The sequence below is a fragment of the Pseudomonas sp. NPDC086251 genome (assembly GCF_044746405.1).
In the GTDB taxonomy this organism is placed as follows: domain Bacteria; phylum Pseudomonadota; class Gammaproteobacteria; order Pseudomonadales; family Pseudomonadaceae; genus Aquipseudomonas.
This window is the reverse complement of record NZ_JBIVBY010000022.1, coordinates 1-16,495: the sequence shown is the minus strand read 5'-3', so window position 1 is coordinate 16,495 and position 16,495 is coordinate 1. Positions and strand designations below refer to the sequence as shown.

At 56.7% G+C, this 16,495-nt stretch carries 17 protein-coding genes and 1 pseudogene; 15 read left to right on the top strand and 3 right to left on the bottom strand.

What is annotated here, in order from left to right:
- Positions 1–2 precede the first annotated feature (2 nt).
- The 3 genes from recF to dnaA are packed head-to-tail and all read right to left on the bottom strand — an operon-like array spanning position 3 to position 3,789.
- Positions 3–1,106, bottom strand: a complete 1,104-nt coding sequence (gene recF, locus ACIPL2_RS23570) for a DNA replication/repair protein RecF (protein ID WP_401360309.1) — start codon at positions 1,104–1,106, stop codon at positions 3–5.
- A 20-nt stretch (positions 1,107–1,126) separates the two neighbouring features.
- Positions 1,127–2,230 carry a DNA polymerase III subunit beta gene (dnaN, locus tag ACIPL2_RS23565; RefSeq protein WP_059403761.1) on the bottom strand — a complete coding sequence of 368 codons (1,104 nt, stop codon included), beginning with the start codon at positions 2,228–2,230 and terminating at the stop codon, positions 1,127–1,129.
- A 38-nt stretch (positions 2,231–2,268) separates the two neighbouring features.
- Positions 2,269–3,789, bottom strand: coding sequence for a chromosomal replication initiator protein DnaA (gene dnaA, locus ACIPL2_RS23560; protein ID WP_059403762.1), 1,521 nt, complete (start codon positions 3,787–3,789; stop codon positions 2,269–2,271).
- A gap of 566 nt (positions 3,790–4,355) precedes the next feature.
- Between dnaA and rpmH the strand changes: the two genes are divergently transcribed.
- The 15 genes and pseudogenes from rpmH to ACIPL2_RS23485 all read left to right on the top strand — a co-directional run.
- Positions 4,356–4,490, top strand: a complete 135-nt coding sequence (rpmH, locus tag ACIPL2_RS23555; RefSeq protein WP_003213577.1) for a 50S ribosomal protein L34 — start codon at positions 4,356–4,358, stop codon at positions 4,488–4,490.
- 16 nt (positions 4,491–4,506) lie between these two features.
- Positions 4,507–4,908, top strand: coding sequence for a ribonuclease P protein component (gene rnpA, locus ACIPL2_RS23550; RefSeq protein WP_027926203.1), 402 nt, complete (start codon positions 4,507–4,509; stop codon positions 4,906–4,908).
- Positions 4,901–5,152 carry a membrane protein insertion efficiency factor YidD gene (gene yidD / locus ACIPL2_RS23545; protein ID WP_401360306.1) on the top strand — a complete coding sequence of 84 codons (252 nt, stop codon included), beginning with the start codon at positions 4,901–4,903 and terminating at the stop codon, positions 5,150–5,152. Before rnpA ends, yidD begins: the two co-directional genes overlap by 8 nt.
- Before the next feature lie 2 nt (positions 5,153–5,154).
- Positions 5,155–6,840, top strand: a complete 1,686-nt coding sequence (gene yidC / locus ACIPL2_RS23540; protein WP_401360304.1) for a membrane protein insertase YidC — start codon at positions 5,155–5,157, stop codon at positions 6,838–6,840.
- Between the two features lie 79 nt (positions 6,841–6,919).
- Positions 6,920–8,290 carry a tRNA uridine-5-carboxymethylaminomethyl(34) synthesis GTPase MnmE gene (gene mnmE, locus ACIPL2_RS23535; protein ID WP_401360302.1) on the top strand — a complete coding sequence of 457 codons (1,371 nt, stop codon included), beginning with the start codon at positions 6,920–6,922 and terminating at the stop codon, positions 8,288–8,290.
- A 551-nt stretch (positions 8,291–8,841) separates the two neighbouring features.
- Positions 8,842–10,740, top strand: coding sequence for a tRNA uridine-5-carboxymethylaminomethyl(34) synthesis enzyme MnmG (mnmG, locus tag ACIPL2_RS23530; protein WP_401360300.1), 1,899 nt, complete (start codon positions 8,842–8,844; stop codon positions 10,738–10,740).
- The gene (rsmG, locus tag ACIPL2_RS23525) at positions 10,737–11,381 is read left to right on the top strand and encodes a 16S rRNA (guanine(527)-N(7))-methyltransferase RsmG (protein WP_401360298.1); all 645 of its coding nucleotides are present in this window, start codon (positions 10,737–10,739) and stop codon (positions 11,379–11,381) included. Before mnmG ends, rsmG begins: the two co-directional genes overlap by 4 nt.
- Positions 11,382–11,399: 18 nt before the next feature.
- Positions 11,400–12,197: a ParA family protein gene (locus ACIPL2_RS23520; protein WP_027926208.1), complete on the top strand. Its 798-nt coding sequence runs from the start codon at positions 11,400–11,402 to the stop codon at positions 12,195–12,197.
- Between the two features lie 9 nt (positions 12,198–12,206).
- Positions 12,207–13,079 carry a ParB/RepB/Spo0J family partition protein gene (locus ACIPL2_RS23515; protein ID WP_008027541.1) on the top strand — a complete coding sequence of 291 codons (873 nt, stop codon included), beginning with the start codon at positions 12,207–12,209 and terminating at the stop codon, positions 13,077–13,079.
- Positions 13,080–13,227: 148 nt separating this feature from the next.
- The gene (locus tag ACIPL2_RS23510; protein ID WP_007948092.1) at positions 13,228–13,635 is read left to right on the top strand and encodes a F0F1 ATP synthase subunit I; all 408 of its coding nucleotides are present in this window, start codon (positions 13,228–13,230) and stop codon (positions 13,633–13,635) included.
- A gap of 16 nt (positions 13,636–13,651) precedes the next feature.
- A complete protein-coding gene (gene atpB / locus ACIPL2_RS23505; protein ID WP_074872208.1) occupies positions 13,652–14,521 on the top strand; it encodes a F0F1 ATP synthase subunit A in 870 nt (289 codons plus the stop codon).
- 133 nt (positions 14,522–14,654) lie between these two features.
- Positions 14,655–14,912 (top strand): F0F1 ATP synthase subunit C, encoded by a 258-nt coding sequence (atpE, locus tag ACIPL2_RS23500; RefSeq protein WP_002555987.1) that lies wholly within the window; start codon positions 14,655–14,657, stop codon positions 14,910–14,912.
- Positions 14,913–14,968: 56 nt separating this feature from the next.
- Positions 14,969–15,439 (top strand): F0F1 ATP synthase subunit B, encoded by a 471-nt coding sequence (locus tag ACIPL2_RS23495; protein ID WP_008155711.1) that lies wholly within the window; start codon positions 14,969–14,971, stop codon positions 15,437–15,439.
- Between the two features lie 12 nt (positions 15,440–15,451).
- Positions 15,452–15,988 (top strand): F0F1 ATP synthase subunit delta, encoded by a 537-nt coding sequence (locus tag ACIPL2_RS23490; RefSeq protein ID WP_401360294.1) that lies wholly within the window; start codon positions 15,452–15,454, stop codon positions 15,986–15,988.
- A gap of 21 nt (positions 15,989–16,009) precedes the next feature.
- A pseudogene (locus ACIPL2_RS23485) lies at positions 16,010–16,495 on the top strand (F0F1 ATP synthase subunit alpha); the annotation flags it as partial.

Genomic DNA, 16,495 nt, shown 5'->3' with positions numbered 1-16,495 from the left:
CTTCACTCCCGATGGTCGTGGGTCTGGGTGATACGGCCCTGTTCCACGTGGAACAGAGCGACTGGCGTTTCCGTCTGCCAGCCTTCCCTCAATAATTCGTGATCTACACAGGTGATAAACACCTGGCAGCGTAAGTCTTCCAGCAAGCGGCAAAGCGCACGGCGGTGTTGCTCGTCCAGTTCGGACGGCAAGTCATCCACCAGATAAATACACTGGCCGCGTCGGGCCTGGCTGACCAAGTGCCCCTGGGCGATCCGCAATGCACAGACCACCAACTTCTGCTGACCCCGGGACAAGATGTCCGCGGCGTTATGAGCGCCCAATCTAAGACGCAAATCAGCGCGTTGTGGTCCGGCCTGGGTATGACCCATTTGCTGATCCCGCTGCAGGGACCCGGCGAGTACAGCACTCAGCTCGCGGTCTTTGTCCCAACCTCGGTAATAGCTGAGCGTTAAACCCTCGAGCTCAACCAGTTCGCTCAAGGTCTGTTCAAAGACTGGTTTCAAGGCTTTGATGTAAGCGCGGCGGTATTCATCAATTTCAGCGCTGGCCTGGCACAGTTCCCTGTCCCAAACCGCTTGCGAAACGGCGTCAAGTGTACCATGCCGCAGCCAAGAGTTTCTCTGGCGCAGGGCCTTCTGCAAGCGCTGCCAGGTGGACATGAATCGCGGTTCCACGTGGAACACGCCCCAGTCGAGGAACTGTCTGCGAATCTTCGGCGCCCCTTCCAATAGCCGGAAGCTGTCAGGGTTGATCAGCTGCAACGGCAGGATCTCTGCCAACTGCGCAGCGCTTCGGGCGTTCTGCCCGTCAATGCGGATCTGAAACTCGCCCTGACGGTCGCGAGATATCCCCAGCGCACTGTGCCCGCCCTCGGCCAATTCCACCTGACCAAACACCGTGCACGCCAGCTGCTCGTACTGAATCACCGGTAATAGACGGCTGCTACGAAACGAACGGGCAAGCCCCAGCAGGTGAATGGCTTCCAGAACACTGGTTTTGCCGCTGCCGTTGGCGCCGTAAAGAATATTGATTCGGGGGGAAGGGAAGAAAGTCACCGGGTGCAGATTGCGCACCGCGGTGACCGAGACGCGACTTAAGGACATCTAGCTTCTGCTGAACATGATTACAGACGCATCGGCATGACAACGTAGGCCGAGTCGTCGTTGTCGGACTCTTGCACCAGCGCGCTGCTGTTGGAGTCGGACAGGATCAGTCGAACCTGCTCAGTGGTCATCACGCCCAGCACGTCGAGCAGATAGCTCACGTTGAAGCCGATTTCCAGGGAGCCACCGTTGTACTCAACGCCCACTTCTTCTTCCGCTTCTTCCTGCTCAGGGTTGTTCGCCTGAATCTTCAGTTGACCGTTGGCCAGTTGCAGACGGATACCGCGGTACTTCTCGTTAGATAGAATCGCGGTACGGCTGAAGGCTTCACGCAGCGCCTGACGGTCGCCGAGCACCAGCTTGTCGCCACCTTTAGGCAGAACGCGCTCGTAGTCAGGGAATTTACCGTCGACCAGTTTCGAGGTGAAGGTGAACTCGCCGGTGGTGGCGCGGATATGGTGTTGACCCAGCACGATGCTGACGAGGCCGTCCGGTTCGGTCAGCAGGCGCGCCAGCTCAAGGATACCCTTGCGCGGCACGATCACCTGGTGGCGATCCGGCTGACCGATATCGGCCTGCATCGAGCACATGGCCAGACGATGACCGTCGGTGGCCACGGCGCGGATGATGCCGGCAGAGACTTCCAGCAACATACCGTTCAGGTAGTAACGCACGTCCTGCTGAGCCATGGCGAAGCTGGTGCGTTCGATCAAACGACGCAGCTTGCTTTGCTCCAGGCTGCACGTCAGCGAGCCAGGACCTTCTTCCACGGTCGGGAAATCATTGGCCGGCAAGGTCGACAGGGTGAAGCGGCTACGGCCAGCTTTCACCACGAGCTTCTGCTCATCAACCTTGATGTCGATCAGGGCATCGTTCGGCAGGCTTTTGCAGATGTCCATCAGCTTGCGCGCAGGCACGGTGATGGAACCTGGATCAGCCGGCTCTTCAAGTTGTACACGACCGACCAGCTCGACTTCCAGGTCGGTACCGGTCAGCGACAATTGCTGGCCTTCGACAACCAGCAGCACATTGGAGAGCACCGGCAAGGTCTGTCGGCGCTCGACGACGCCTGCGACCAGTTGCAGGGGTTTCAACAGGGCTTCGCGTTGAATGGTGAAATGCATGGTCTAGTCCCTTGCCTTAAAAGCTGCGCTGGTGTTCATCAAGTGGTCAGTGTACGCAGCAGGTTCTTGTAGTCCTCGCGGATGTCCGCGTCGGATTCCTTAAGTTCGTTGATCTTGCGGCACGCGTGCAACACAGTCGTATGGTCGCGACCGCCAAACACATCGCCGATTTCCGGCAGGCTGTGGTTGGTCAGCTCTTTGGACAACGCCATGGCCACCTGACGCGGACGAGCCACCGAGCGTGAACGACGCTTGGACAGCAAGTCGGAGATCTTGATCTTGTAGTACTCGGCGACCGTGCGCTGAATGTTATCCACAGAGACCAGTTTATCTTGCAGCGCCAACAAGTCTTTCAGGGATTCGCGAATCAGCTCGATGGTGATGTCGCGGCCCATGAAGTGCGAGTGGGCGATCACGCGTTTAAGCGCGCCTTCCAGCTCACGAACGTTGGAGCGAATGCGCTGGGCGATGAAGAACGCCGCATCGTGTGGCAGATCGACTTTGGCCTGGTCGGCCTTTTTCATCAGGATCGCCACGCGGGTTTCCAGCTCCGGCGGCTCGACGGCAACCGTCAGGCCCCAGCCAAAGCGGGATTTGAGGCGCTCTTCAAGGCCTTCGATTTCCTTCGGGTAGCGGTCACTCGTGAGAATGACCTGCTGGCCACCTTCAAGCAGGGCGTTGAAGGTGTGGAAAAATTCTTCCTGGGAACGTTCCTTGCGAGCGAAGAACTGAATGTCATCGATCAGCAACGCATCCACCGAACGGTAGAAGCGCTTGAATTCATTGATGGCATTCAGTTGCAGCGCCTTGACCATGTCGGCCACGAAACGCTCGGAATGCAGGTACACGACCTTGGCATTCGGGTTCTTCTTTAATAGGTGGTTACCCACCGCGTGCATCAAGTGGGTTTTACCCAAGCCGACGCCTCCATAAAGGAAGAGCGGGTTGTAACCGTGCTTGGGGTTGTCCGCCACCTGCCAGGCCGCAGCCCGGGCCAATTGGTTGGACTTACCCTCGACGAAATTCTCGAAGGTAAAGGTGCGGTTCAGGTAACTGGTGTGCTTGAGCGCGCCTTCAACCTGCACGGTGCGCTGTTCGGCGCGAACCGGCGCCTGTTGCGAACTGGCACCGGCCATGGGGTCGAAGCTGTCGCGGGACGGCTCTTCGCTGACCTCGGCGACTTTTTGTGTCGCACGCTTGGTCGGCGCAGCTGTCGGGGCGGGCGCCGGAGCGCTGACCGGTGCTTGAGCAGCCTGAGCCTGGGACGCAGCGGCGGCCAACGGAGCATTCGGGGCGGCACGCGGTGCCGAACTGCGCTTGCTGCCTATTAATAAGGACAGCGCCGGCGCCATGCCATTGCCGTGCTCATCGAGCAGTTCAAGGACACGCCCCAGGTACTTTTCGTTGACCCAGTCGAGAACAAAACGATTCGGTGCGTAGACACGCAACTCGTCGCCTTCGGCTTCGACCTGTAGTGGACGGATCCAAGTGTTGAATTGTTGGGCAGGCAGCTCATCGCGCAAAAGCTCCACGCACTGCTGCCAAAGTTCCACTGACACGGATATCCCCTAAGTTGAAAGCCGGTGAGGCAAAAACAAGCGGCCATTGTAACGATCAGACGCCGACTTATCCACACGTAGGTTGTTCACCACCCAAGAAGAATCAACGCTTTATACGCAAAAAAGACGACCAATGGTCTGTGCATAAGCTCTGTGGATAACCGGGTCTAAGCTCGTTGTACAAGTGGGGGCGAAACTCGGTGGATAACTGGCCTGTGGATAAGTAGCCCTTTCACACACAGGTTATCCGACAGCGCAGCACAGGCTGCCCCCTGTTTTCCACCGTAGTTGTCATTCTCTGTACATCACGACATACAAGGGCTCAAGGCAGTTATCCACAGAAGACCGTGGGCCTAGCTTTTATAAGCTTTACAGAAAAGCTTTAAATACTTTCCTTCTTTATTTTTATATCTACCGAAGCCTGCATACGAGAAAAGCAGCTGGAGATCTATTTATAAGGAAACGCTGGTTGGAAATTGACCTAGAGGCTTGCTTTCTCTAGAATCCCCGGTCTCTTAAAACGGGGGCCATTCCGGCCCGTTGTGGACGAACCAGGTAACACGACAATGAAACGTACTTTCCAACCAAGCACTATCAAACGCGCTCGTACCCACGGTTTCCGTGCTCGCATGGCTACCAAGAACGGTCGTGCCGTCCTGTCGCGTCGTCGCGCCAAAGGTCGTGCGCGTCTGGCAGTTTGATAATCCGGCACTGGAGGTGAGTCAGGACTTCAGTCGGGAAAAGCGTCTGCTTACCCCCCGGCATTTCAAGGCAGTCTTTGACTCCCCTACCGGCAAGGTTCCGGGGAAAAATCTCCTGCTCCTTGCGCGCAACAACGATCTTGATCACCCCCGTCTCGGGCTGGTTATCGGGAAAAAGAGCGTAAAGCTCTCCGTCGAGCGCAATCGCCTCAAACGTCTGATGCGCGAATCGTTTCGGCTGCACCAGGATTCACTGGTCGGTTGGGACATCGTTATCGTCGCGCGCAAAGGTTTGGGTGACGTAGAAAACCCCGAATTGATTCAGCATTTCGGCAAACTCTGGAAGCGTCTGGCACGCAGCACGCCGGTACCAGCAGTCAAAACCGAAACTGTAGGGGTAGACAGTCCCGATGCGTAAACTGGCACTCGTTCCGATCCAGTTTTATCGCTATGCCATTAGTCCCCTGATGGCCAGTCACTGTCGTTTCTACCCCAGTTGTTCCTGCTACGCGTATGAAGCCATAGAAAATCATGGCCTTCTGCGCGGTGGCTGGCTGGCCTTTCGTCGTTTAGGTCGCTGTCATCCGTGGAATCCCGGTGGTTATGACCCGGTTCCATATATATCTATCCCTACCTCCCGTTCTTCTTCGATGGCCGAGTAATCATGGATATCAAACGCACGATCCTGATCGTCGCCCTGGCAATCGTGTCCTACGTTATGGTTCTTAAATGGAACCAGGACTATGGCCAGGCTGCCCTGCCGACTCAGAATGTTGCTTCCAGTACTTCCGCACCGGGCCTACCGGATACGGCGACTGGCAATAATGCTTCTGTCAGTGACGACATTCCACGCGCCGCAAGCGATACCAGTGCAACTGCACCTACTGAAACACCAGTAGCTGCAAGCAAAGACCTCATCCAGATCAAAACGGATGTGCTCAACCTGGCCGTCGATCCACAAGGTGGCGATGTTGCCCAGTTGACACTGCCGCTGTATCCACGTCGCCAGGACCATCCGGACATTCCATTCCAGTTGTTCGATAACGGCAACGAGCGGACTTATCTGGCTCAAAGCGGTTTGATCGGCACCAACGGTCCGGACGCAAGTCCTGCCGGTCGTCCGGTTTACTCCTCGGAGAAGAAGGTTTACCAACTGGCTGACGGTCAGGACCAATTGGTCGTAGACCTGAAGTTCAGCAAGGACGGCGTCAACTACATCAAGCGTTTCACCCTGAAACGCGGCCTGTATGACGTAACCGTTTCCTACTTGATCGACAACCAGAGCGCTCAGCCCTGGTCCGGTGCAATGTTCGCGCAGTTGAAGCGTGACGCCAGCTCCGATCCTTCTTCCAGCACGGCCACCGGCACCGCGACTTACCTGGGCGCCGCCCTGTGGACAAGTAACGAGCCGTACAAGAAAGTGTCGATGAAGGACATGGACAAGGCTCAGCTGAAAGAAACCGTCAACGGTGGTTGGGTTGCCTGGTTGCAACACTACTTCGTGACCGCGTGGATTCCGGCGAAGGGCGAAAACAACGTCGTCCAGACCCGTAAAGACAGCAAAGGCAACTACATCATCGGTTACACCGCACCGGCAATGACCGTTGCACCAGGTGCAAAAGCCGAGACCAGTGCCGTTCTGTACGCCGGGCCGAAAAGCCAGGCTGTGCTGAAAGAGTTATCCCCAGGCCTGGAACTGACCGTTGACTACGGCATCCTGTGGTTCATTGCCCAGCCAATCTTCTGGCTGCTGCAACATATCCACGCGCTGGTCGGTAACTGGGGCTGGTCGATCATCTTCCTGACCATGCTGATCAAAGGGATTTTCTTCCCGCTGTCGGCTGCCAGCTACAAATCCATGGCTCGCATGCGTGCAGTGGCCCCGAAACTGGCTGCGCTGAAAGAGCAACATGGCGACGACCGGCAGAAAATGTCGCAATCCATGATGGAGCTGTACAAGAAAGAGAAGATCAATCCGCTGGGTGGTTGCTTGCCAATCCTCGTGCAGATGCCGGTTTTCCTTTCGCTGTACTGGGTTCTGCTGGAAAGCGTCGAAATGCGCCAAGCGCCGTTCATGCTGTGGATTACTGACCTGTCGATCAAGGACCCGTTCTTCATTCTGCCGATCATCATGGGTGCAACCATGTTCATCCAGCAGCAGTTGAACCCGACGCCTCCGGATCCGATGCAGGCCAAGGTGATGAAGCTGATGCCAATCATCTTCACCTTCTTCTTCCTGTGGTTCCCGGCTGGTCTGGTGCTGTACTGGGTAGTGAACAACTGCCTGTCCATCGCCCAACAGTGGTACATCACGCGTAAAATCGAAGCGGCTACCAAAGCGGCTGCCTGATTTACACTGTGAATAACCACTCAAAACGCCCCCTAGTGGGGCGTTTTGCTATCTGTCACTTTTGTCTGGATACCGGTTTATGAGCGTTCCTCGTGAAACCATCGCCGCCGTTGCTACCGCTCAAGGGCGCGGCGGTGTCGGCATCGTCCGTATTTCCGGGCCGCTGGCGAGTGTTGCGGCCAAGGCCTTCAGCGGTCGAGAACTCAAGCCACGGTTTGCCCATTACGGCCCGTTCCTCAGTGAAAACGATGAGGTGCTGGATCAAGGCATTGCCCTGTATTTCCCGGGACCGAACTCGTTCACCGGTGAAGATGTGCTGGAACTCCAGGGTCATGGCGGCCCGATTGTCCTGGATATGCTGCTCAAGCGTTGCCTGGAACTGGGCTGCCGTCTGGCCCGGCCGGGTGAATTCAGTGAGCGTGCCTTTCTCAACGACAAGCTCGACCTGGCCCAGGCCGAAGCCATTGCTGATTTGATCGAGGCGAGTTCTGCACAGGCGGCACGAAATGCCCTGCGTTCTTTGCAAGGTGCGTTTTCCGAACGTGTGCATAACCTCACCGAGCAATTGATTGGATTGCGGATCTATGTCGAAGCGGCGATCGACTTTCCGGAAGAGGAAATAGACTTCCTTGCCGATGGCCATGTGCTGAGCATGCTCGACAAAGTGCGTGACGAGTTATCCACCGTGTTGCGAGAAGCCGGGCAGGGTGCCTTGTTGCGTGACGGCATGACGGTGGTGATTGCCGGCCGACCCAACGCCGGCAAATCCAGTTTGCTCAATGCGCTGGCGGGTCGAGAAGCGGCGATCGTCACCGAGATTGCCGGCACAACCCGGGACATTCTGCGCGAACATATCCACATCGATGGCATGCCGTTGCACGTGGTCGACACGGCAGGTTTGCGCGATACCGATGATCACGTCGAGAAAATCGGTGTGGAACGGGCGTTGAAAGCCATCGGCGAAGCAGATCGCGTGCTGCTGGTTGTCGATGCCACCGCACCTGAAGCCCTTGATCCATTCGCGTTATGGCCGGAATTCCTCGAAATCCGCCCCGATCCGGCCAAAGTCACGCTGATCCGTAACAAGGCTGACCTCACGGGTGAAGCGATTGCCCTGGAAGTCAGCCAGGATGGCCACGTGACAATCAGCCTCAGCGCCAAGTCTGCCGGCGAAGGTCTGGAATTGCTGCGCGACCATCTCAAGGCCTGCATGGGCTATGAACAAACCTCGGAAAGCAGCTTCAGTGCTCGCAGGCGTCACCTTGAAGCGCTGCGTCATGCCAGTGCTTCCCTCGAGCATGGCCGTGCACAGCTGACGCTGGCAGGTGCCGGTGAGCTGCTGGCCGAAGATTTGCGCCAGGCTCAGCACGCGTTGGGAGAAATCACCGGTGCATTCAGCTCCGATGACCTGCTTGGACGGATCTTTTCCAGCTTTTGCATCGGTAAATAACCCTTCGGTTGTCCACAGGCAGGCCATTCGCGCCTGTCTGTTTCTTCCTTTCTCTTAAATTTTCTTCCAGTGCCGAGCGGATTCTTTCTGCTTGAGCGGTTTTTCCGTGCCCGGAATTTGCTCATTCAGCGAATTTCTGTGGATTAATCCCTGTGAATAACTGCCGCTAAGGGCAGTTGATAACAGGGCCTAAAAACTGAAGATAACCACCTCTGTGGATAACCACCCCTTTCATCCACAGGCTTAAAGCGGTTATCCAAGGGCCTCCTTGGCACATGACCACAGGGTTTTGAATCTCTGTACATATTGAATATAAAGGCCTGTAGAGATCTTTCCACAGAAAGGTGCCTCAGTAGAAATAAACATAAAAACAAAGATTTAATAAATTTCTCTCTTTTTAATTTCTATAACCGCGACTTCTCCACAGCTGGTTAAATTTTGTGCAAAGGGTTCTTTAGGAAGGGCGAAGTCCCTATACTTGCCGACCAGGTCCAAAAACCTGAGACCAACCTATTCCGGATTACCTAACTGAAGCAGGCACGAGGTGCGTGGTGGATTTCCCTTCCCGTTTTGAAGTGATCGTCATCGGCGGCGGTCATGCCGGTACCGAGGCAGCACTGGCGTCAGCACGTATGGGGGCAAAAACCCTGTTGCTGACGCATAACGTGGAAACCCTCGGCGCCATGAGTTGCAACCCTGCCATCGGTGGGATCGGCAAAAGCCACCTGGTCAAGGAAATCGACGCCCTCGGCGGCGCGATGGCCATGGCGACCGATAAGGGTGGTATCCAGTTTCGCGTGTTGAACAGCCGCAAAGGCCCGGCCGTGCGTGCAACCCGCGCTCAGGCAGATCGGGTGCTGTACAAGGCCGCTGTCCGCGAAATCCTGGAAAACCAGCCGAACCTGTGGATATTTCAACAGGCTGCCGACGACCTGATCGTTGAACAGGAACAAGTGCGCGGTGTTGTCACCCAAATGGGTCTGCGTTTCCTCGCCGATTCCGTGGTGTTGACCACCGGTACCTTCCTCGGCGGACTTATCCACATCGGCATGCAGAATTTTTCCGGTGGCCGTGCCGGTGATCCGCCGTCGATTGCCCTGGCTCACCGTCTGCGTGAATTGCCACTGCGTGTCGGTCGCCTGAAAACCGGTACACCGCCGCGCATCGACGGTCGCTCTGTGGATTTCTCGGTCATGACCGAGCAAGCCGGCGATACACCGATCCCGGTGATGTCGTTCATGGGTTCCAAAGAGCAGCATCCGAAACAGGTCAGCTGCTGGATTACCCACACCAACGCCCGCACCCACGAAATCATTGCCGCCAACCTCGACCGTTCGCCGATGTATTCCGATGACGGGATGATCGAAGGCATTGGCCCGCGCTACTGCCCGTCGATCGAAGACAAGATCCACCGCTTTGCCGACAAGGAAAGCCATCAGGTCTTCATCGAACCGGAAGGCCTGACCACCAACGAGCTGTACCCGAACGGGATATCCACATCCTTGCCGTTCGACGTGCAATTGCAGATCGTGCAATCGATCCGCGGCATGGAAAACGCGCACATCGTTCGTCCGGGCTACGCAATCGAGTACGACTACTTCGACCCGCGTGACCTGAAGTACAGCCTGGAAACCAAAGTCATTGGCGGTCTGTTCTTCGCCGGGCAAATCAACGGCACCACCGGTTACGAAGAAGCCGGCGCCCAGGGTTTGCTGGCCGGAGCCAACGCCGCACTGCGCGCCCAGGGCAAAGACGCCTGGTGCCCGCGTCGCGATGAGGCGTACATCGGGGTGTTGGTCGATGACCTGATTACCCTGGGTACTCAGGAACCGTATCGGATGTTTACTTCCCGTGCCGAGTACCGCCTGATCCTGCGTGAAGACAACGCCGACCTGCGCTTGACCGAAAAAGGTCGCGAACTGGGTCTGGTCGATGATGCCCGTTGGGCTGCGTTCTGCACCAAGCGCGAAAGCATCACGCTCGAAGAGCAACGCCTGAAAAGTACCTGGGTTCGCCCGGGCACCGTGCAGGGCGATGCGATTTCCGAGAAGTTCGGTACGCCGCTGACCCATGAATACAACTTGCTCAACCTGCTGAGCCGTCCGGAAATCGACTACGCTGGTCTGATCGCCGTGACCGGTGGCGGCGCAGAAGATCCACAGGTCGCCGAGCAGGTCGAAATCAAGACCAAATATGCCGGCTACATCGATCGCCAGCAGGATGAAATCGCACGTCTGCGGGCCAGCGAAGACACCAAACTGCCTGTGGATATCGATTACACCAACATTTCCGGTCTCTCCAAAGAGATCCAGAGCAAGCTCGGCGCGACCCGTCCAGAGACATTGGGCCAGGCGTCACGTATCCCGGGCGTTACGCCGGCAGCGATTTCGCTGTTGATGATTCATTTGAAAAAACGCGGCGCGGGCCGTCAGTTGGAGCAAAGCGCTTGAGTTCGTTGGTCACCTCGCAACACGCAGAAGAGTTATCCACAGGTGCTCGCCAGCTCGGTGTCACGCTGACAGAAACCCAGCACGCGCAGCTGCTGGGTTATCTGGCCCTGTTGATAAAATGGAACAAGGCTTACAACCTGACCGCCGTGCGCGATCCGGACGAAATGGTCTCCCGTCATTTGCTCGATAGTTTGAGCGTGATGTCATTCGTCGAAAACGGCCGCTGGCTGGACGTTGGCAGTGGCGGCGGCATGCCGGGCATTCCGTTGGCCATTCTGTTTCCAGAGTCGCAAGTGACTTGCCTGGACAGCAACGGCAAGAAAACCCGCTTCCTGACCCAAGTCAAACTCGAACTCAAACTGGATAACCTGCATGTTATCCACAGTCGCGTCGAAGCCTTCCAGCCTGCACAGCCGTTCAACGGGATCATTTCCCGGGCCTTCAGCAGCATGGAGAACTTCAGCAACTGGACGCGCCACCTCGGCGACTCCGAAACACGTTGGCTGGCAATGAAGGGCGTTCATCCGGCCGATGAGCTGGTAGCATTGCCGGCAGACTTCCACCTCGATAGCGAACACGCCCTGGCCGTACCTGGTTGCCAAGGCCAACGCCATCTGCTGATACTGCGCCGCACGGCATGATTGGGAACACAAGCAAGAATGGCTAAGGTATTCGCGATAGCGAACCAAAAAGGTGGTGTGGGTAAAACCACCACCTGCATCAACCTCGCAGCTTCCCTGGTCGCTACCAAGCGTCGGGTGCTGTTGATCGATCTCGATCCACAGGGCAACGCCACCATGGGTAGCGGTGTGGATAAACACGGCCTGGAAAACTCGGTCTACGACCTGCTCATCGGTGAATGCGATCTGGCCCAGGCCATGCACTATTCCGAGCACGGTGGATACCAACTGTTGCCGGCGAACCGTGACCTGACAGCGGCTGAAGTGGTCCTGCTGGAAATGCAGATGAAGGAAAGCCGCCTGCGCAGTGCGTTGGCGCCGATCCGTGAAAACTACGATTACATTTTGATCGACTGCCCGCCGTCGCTGTCGATGCTGACGCTCAACGCCCTGGTGGCTGCCGACGGGGTCATTATCCCCATGCAGTGCGAGTACTTTGCACTCGAAGGCTTGAGCGACCTTGTGGATAACATCAAGCGCATCGCCGAACTGCTGAACCCCAACCTCAAGGTCGAAGGTCTGTTGCGGACCATGTACGACCCGCGCCTGAGCCTGATGAATGACGTTTCGGCGCAGCTCAAGGAACACTTCGGCGAACAGCTGTACGACACCGTAATTCCACGCAACATTCGCCTGGCCGAAGCGCCAAGCTACGGCATGCCGGCGTTGGCCTACGACAAGACATCGCGGGGCGCCATTGCCTATCTGGCATTGGCGGGCGAGATGGTTCGCCGTCAACGCAAAAACTCACGCACCGCCGCTGCTCAGGCAACTTAAGGAATCCCCATGGCCGTCAAGAAACGAGGTCTCGGACGTGGACTGGATGCACTGCTGAGTGGTCCGACTGTCAGCTCGCTGGAAGAACAAGCGGTGCAAGCCGATCAGCGTGAGCTACAGCACCTGCCCCTGGACCTGATCCAGCGCGGCAAGTACCAGCCGCGTCGGGACATGGATCCCCAGGCGCTGGAAGAGTTGGCGCAGTCAATCAAGGCCCAGGGCGTGATGCAGCCGATCGTGGTGCGTCCGATTGGCAGTGGTCGCTTCGAAATCATCGCCGGCGAACGCCGCTGGCGCGCCAGCCAACAGGCTGGCCAGGAAACCATCCCGGCGATGGTGCGCGATGTCCCGGATGAAACCGCGATCGCCATGGCGCTGATCGAAAACATCCAGCGTGAAGACCTCAATCCCATCGAAGAAGCCGTGGCCTTGCAGCGTTTGCAGCAGGAATTCCAGCTGACTCAGCAACAAGTTGCCGAAGCGGTGGGGAAATCCCGGGTAACCGTGGCGAACCTGCTACGCTTGATCGCGTTGCCGGAAGTAATCAAGACCATGCTGTCCCACGGCGACCTGGAAATGGGTCATGCCCGGGCTTTGCTCGGTTTGCCGGAGAATCAACAAGTTGAAGGGGCGCGACACGTTGTCGCACGGGGGCTGACTGTGCGCCAGACTGAAGCACTGGTTCGCCAGTGGTTGAGTGGCAAACAGGAACCTGCTGAACCGGTAAAGCCGGACCCGGATATTGCAAGGCTCGAACAGCGTCTGGCCGAGCGCCTAGGCTCTGCGGTGCAGATTCGACACGGTAAAAAGGGGAAGGGGCAGTTGGTGATTGGTTACAACTCCCTCGATGAGCTTCAAGGTGTGCTCGCACACATCCGCTGAAACATTTCCTCATGTAGCGAGCAGTCGGAAATCACTACCTGACAGTTGAATAGGGGCAGAACCGCCCCTATACTCTGCGCGCATTTTGTCGGCACAAATTATGCCAAGTTATTGAATTCTGGCAGCCGATCATTGGGGAGCAAAAACGATGGAGAGCCGCACGCCAAACCGCTTGCCGTTCCATCGCCTGGCAGTTTTTCCGGTCTTGTTGGCTCAATTTGTCGTTTTGGTACTGGCCGCTTTGGCGCTCTGGTACTGGCATGGAGTCGTTGCCGGATACTCGGGACTTTGCGGAGGCCTGATAGCCTTGCTGCCCAATGTTTATTTCGCTCATAGGGCATTTCGGTTTTCCGGCGCCCGAGCAGCCCAAGCCATCGTCCGGTCTTTTTATGCCGGTGAGGCGGGCAAACTGATTTTGACGGCAGTGCTCTTTGCATTGACGTTTGCAGGTGTGAAGCCATTGGCGCCGCTAGCTGTATTCGGCGTCTTCGTGTTGACCCAACTGGTCAGCTGGTTCGCGCCCCTGCTGATGAGAACAAGACTTTCGAGACCTTAGGGCGTTTGAGGCAACCATGGCAGAAACAACCGCTTCGGGCTATATCCAGCACCACTTGCAGAACCTGACCTTCGGTCAGCATCCTACCGGCGGCTGGGGCTTTGCCCACACCGCAGCAGAAGCCAAAGAAATGGGCTTCTGGGCTTTCCACGTCGATACTCTCGGCTGGTCGGTCGCGTTGGGTCTGATCTTCGTTCTTCTTTTCCGCATGGCGGCAAAAAAGGCGACGTCGGGGCAACCGGGTGCTTTGCAGAACTTCGTTGAAGTATTGGTCGAATTCGTCGATGGCAGCGTGAAAGACAGCTTCCATGGCCGTAGCCCGGTGATTGCACCGTTGGCACTGACCATCTTCGTCTGGGTCTTCCTGATGAACGCCGTCGACTTGATTCCTGTCGACTGGATTCCTCAGCTGGCCATCCTGATCACTGGCGATTCGCACATTCCGTTCCGTGCCGTATCGACCACTGACCCGAACGCTACCCTGGGCATGGCCCTGTCGGTGTTCGCGTTGATCATTTTCTACAGCATCAAGGTCAAGGGCATCGGCGGCTTCATCGGCGAACTGACCCTGCACCCGTTCGGCAGCAAGAACATCTTCGTTCAAGCCCTGCTGATTCCGGTGAACTTCCTGCTGGAGTTCGTGACACTGATCGCCAAGCCAATTTCGCTGGCACTGCGTCTGTTCGGCAACATGTACGCCGGCGAACTGGTCTTCATTCTGATTGCTGTGATGTTCGGCAGTGGTCTGCTCTGGCTTAGCGGCCTGGGCGTAGTTCTGCAGTGGGCGTGGGCTGTGTTCCACATCCTGATCATCACCCTGCAGGCGTTTATCTTCATGATGCTGACCATCGTCTACCTGTCGATGGCGCACGAAGAGAACCATTAAGACCAGTCTCGACTGGTCTGATGTCCCACTCGGTCAAACGGGTGGGTGCCCGAACAGGGCTATGAAACGATTTGTTTTACCGCTTTAAAATCTAAAAAACCTAAACCATACGACGTAAAAGTCGGGAGGAAAGATGGAAACTGTAGTTGGTCTAACCGCTATCGCTGTTGCACTGTTGATCGGCCTGGGCGCACTGGGTACCGCAATTGGTTTCGGCCTGTTGGGTGGCAAGTTCCTGGAAGGCGCAGCGCGTCAGCCAGAGATGGTTCCAATGCTGCAAGTTAAAATGTTCATCGTTGCCGGTCTGCTCGACGCCGTAACCATGATCGGTGTTGGTATCGCTCTGTTCTTCACTTTCGCGAACCCATTCGTTGGTCAACTCGCTGGCTAATTACTCGAACCTTCGAGTAATTGGTGTGATGTGCAACGAACGAGCGAGGTGTTGGCGTGAACATTAATGCAACCCTGATTGGCCAGTCCGTTGCGTTCTTCATTTTTGTACTGTTTTGCATGAAGTTCGTGTGGCCTCCGGTCATCGCGGCTTTGCACGAACGTCAGAAGAAGATCGCGGATGGACTGGATGCTGCCAGCCGAGCAGCTCGCGACCTGGAGTTGGCCCAAGAGAAAGCGGGTCATCAACTGCGCGAAGCAAAAGCTCAGGCAGCTGAAATCATTGAGCAAGCCAAGAAACGCGGTAACCAGATCGTTGAAGAGGCTGTTGAAAAAGCCCGTATCGACGCTGACCGTGTGAAGGTTCAGGCTCAGGCCGAGATCGAGCAGGAACTGAACAGTGTCAAAGACGCGCTGCGTGCCCAATTGGGTGCACTGGCCGTTGGCGGCGCCGAGAAGATCCTGGGTGCCACAATCGATCAAAACGCGCACGCGGAGCTGGTAAACAAACTGGCTGCTGAAATTTAAGCGAGGGCGATCATGGCAGAATTGACCACGTTGGCCCGACCTTACGCTAAGGCAGCCTTCGAGCACGCCCAGGCCCACCAGCAACTGGCCTCTTGGTCAGCCATGCTCGGCCTGGCTGCAGCAGTGTCGCAAGACGACACCATGCAGCGCGTGCTCAAGGCCCCGCGACTGACGAGCGCAGACAAGGCCACCACGTTTATTGACGTGTGTGGCGACAAGTTTGATGCCAAGGCACAGAACTTCATTCACGTCGTTGCCGAAAACGACCGTCTCCCGCTATTGCCGGAGATCGCCGCTCTGTTTGACCTGTACAAGGCCGAACAAGAGAAGTCGGTAGACGTTGAAGTGACCAGTGCTTTTGCATTGAACCAAGAACAGCAAGACAAACTCGCCAAGGTTCTCAGTGCACGACTCAACCGGGAAGTGCGCCTGCAAGTCGAGGAAGACAAATCCCTTATTGGGGGCATTGTCATCCGCGCCGGCGACCTGGTAATCGATGGCTCGGTTCGCGGCAAACTCGCGAACCTTGCCGAAGCATTGAAATCTTGAGTTTGAAGGGGCAGCAGAGCAATGCAGCAACTCAATCCTTCCGAAATAAGTGAAATTATCAAGGGCCGCACCGACAAGCTCGATGTGACCTCCCAAGCCCGTAACGAAGGCACTGTCGTCAGCGTATCTGACGGTATCGTGCGGATTCACGGTCTGGCCGACGTAATGTACGGCGAGATGATCGAGTTTCCGGGCGGCGTCTTCGGTATGGCCCTCAACCTTGAGCAAGACTCTGTAGGCGCCGTTGTATTGGGCTCCTACCAGTCTCTGGCTGAAGGCATGAGCGCCAAGTGCACCGGCCGCATCCTCGAAGTTCCGGTGGGTAAGGAACTGCTGGGTCGCGTAGTCGACGCACTGGGTAACCCGGTTGATGGCAAAGGTCCACTGAACAACACCGAGACCGATGCGGTCGAGAAAGTTGCTCCAGGCGTGATCTGGCGTAAGTCGGTAGACCAGCCTGTACAGACTGGCTACAAGGCTGTCGATGCCATGATCCCTGTCGGCCGT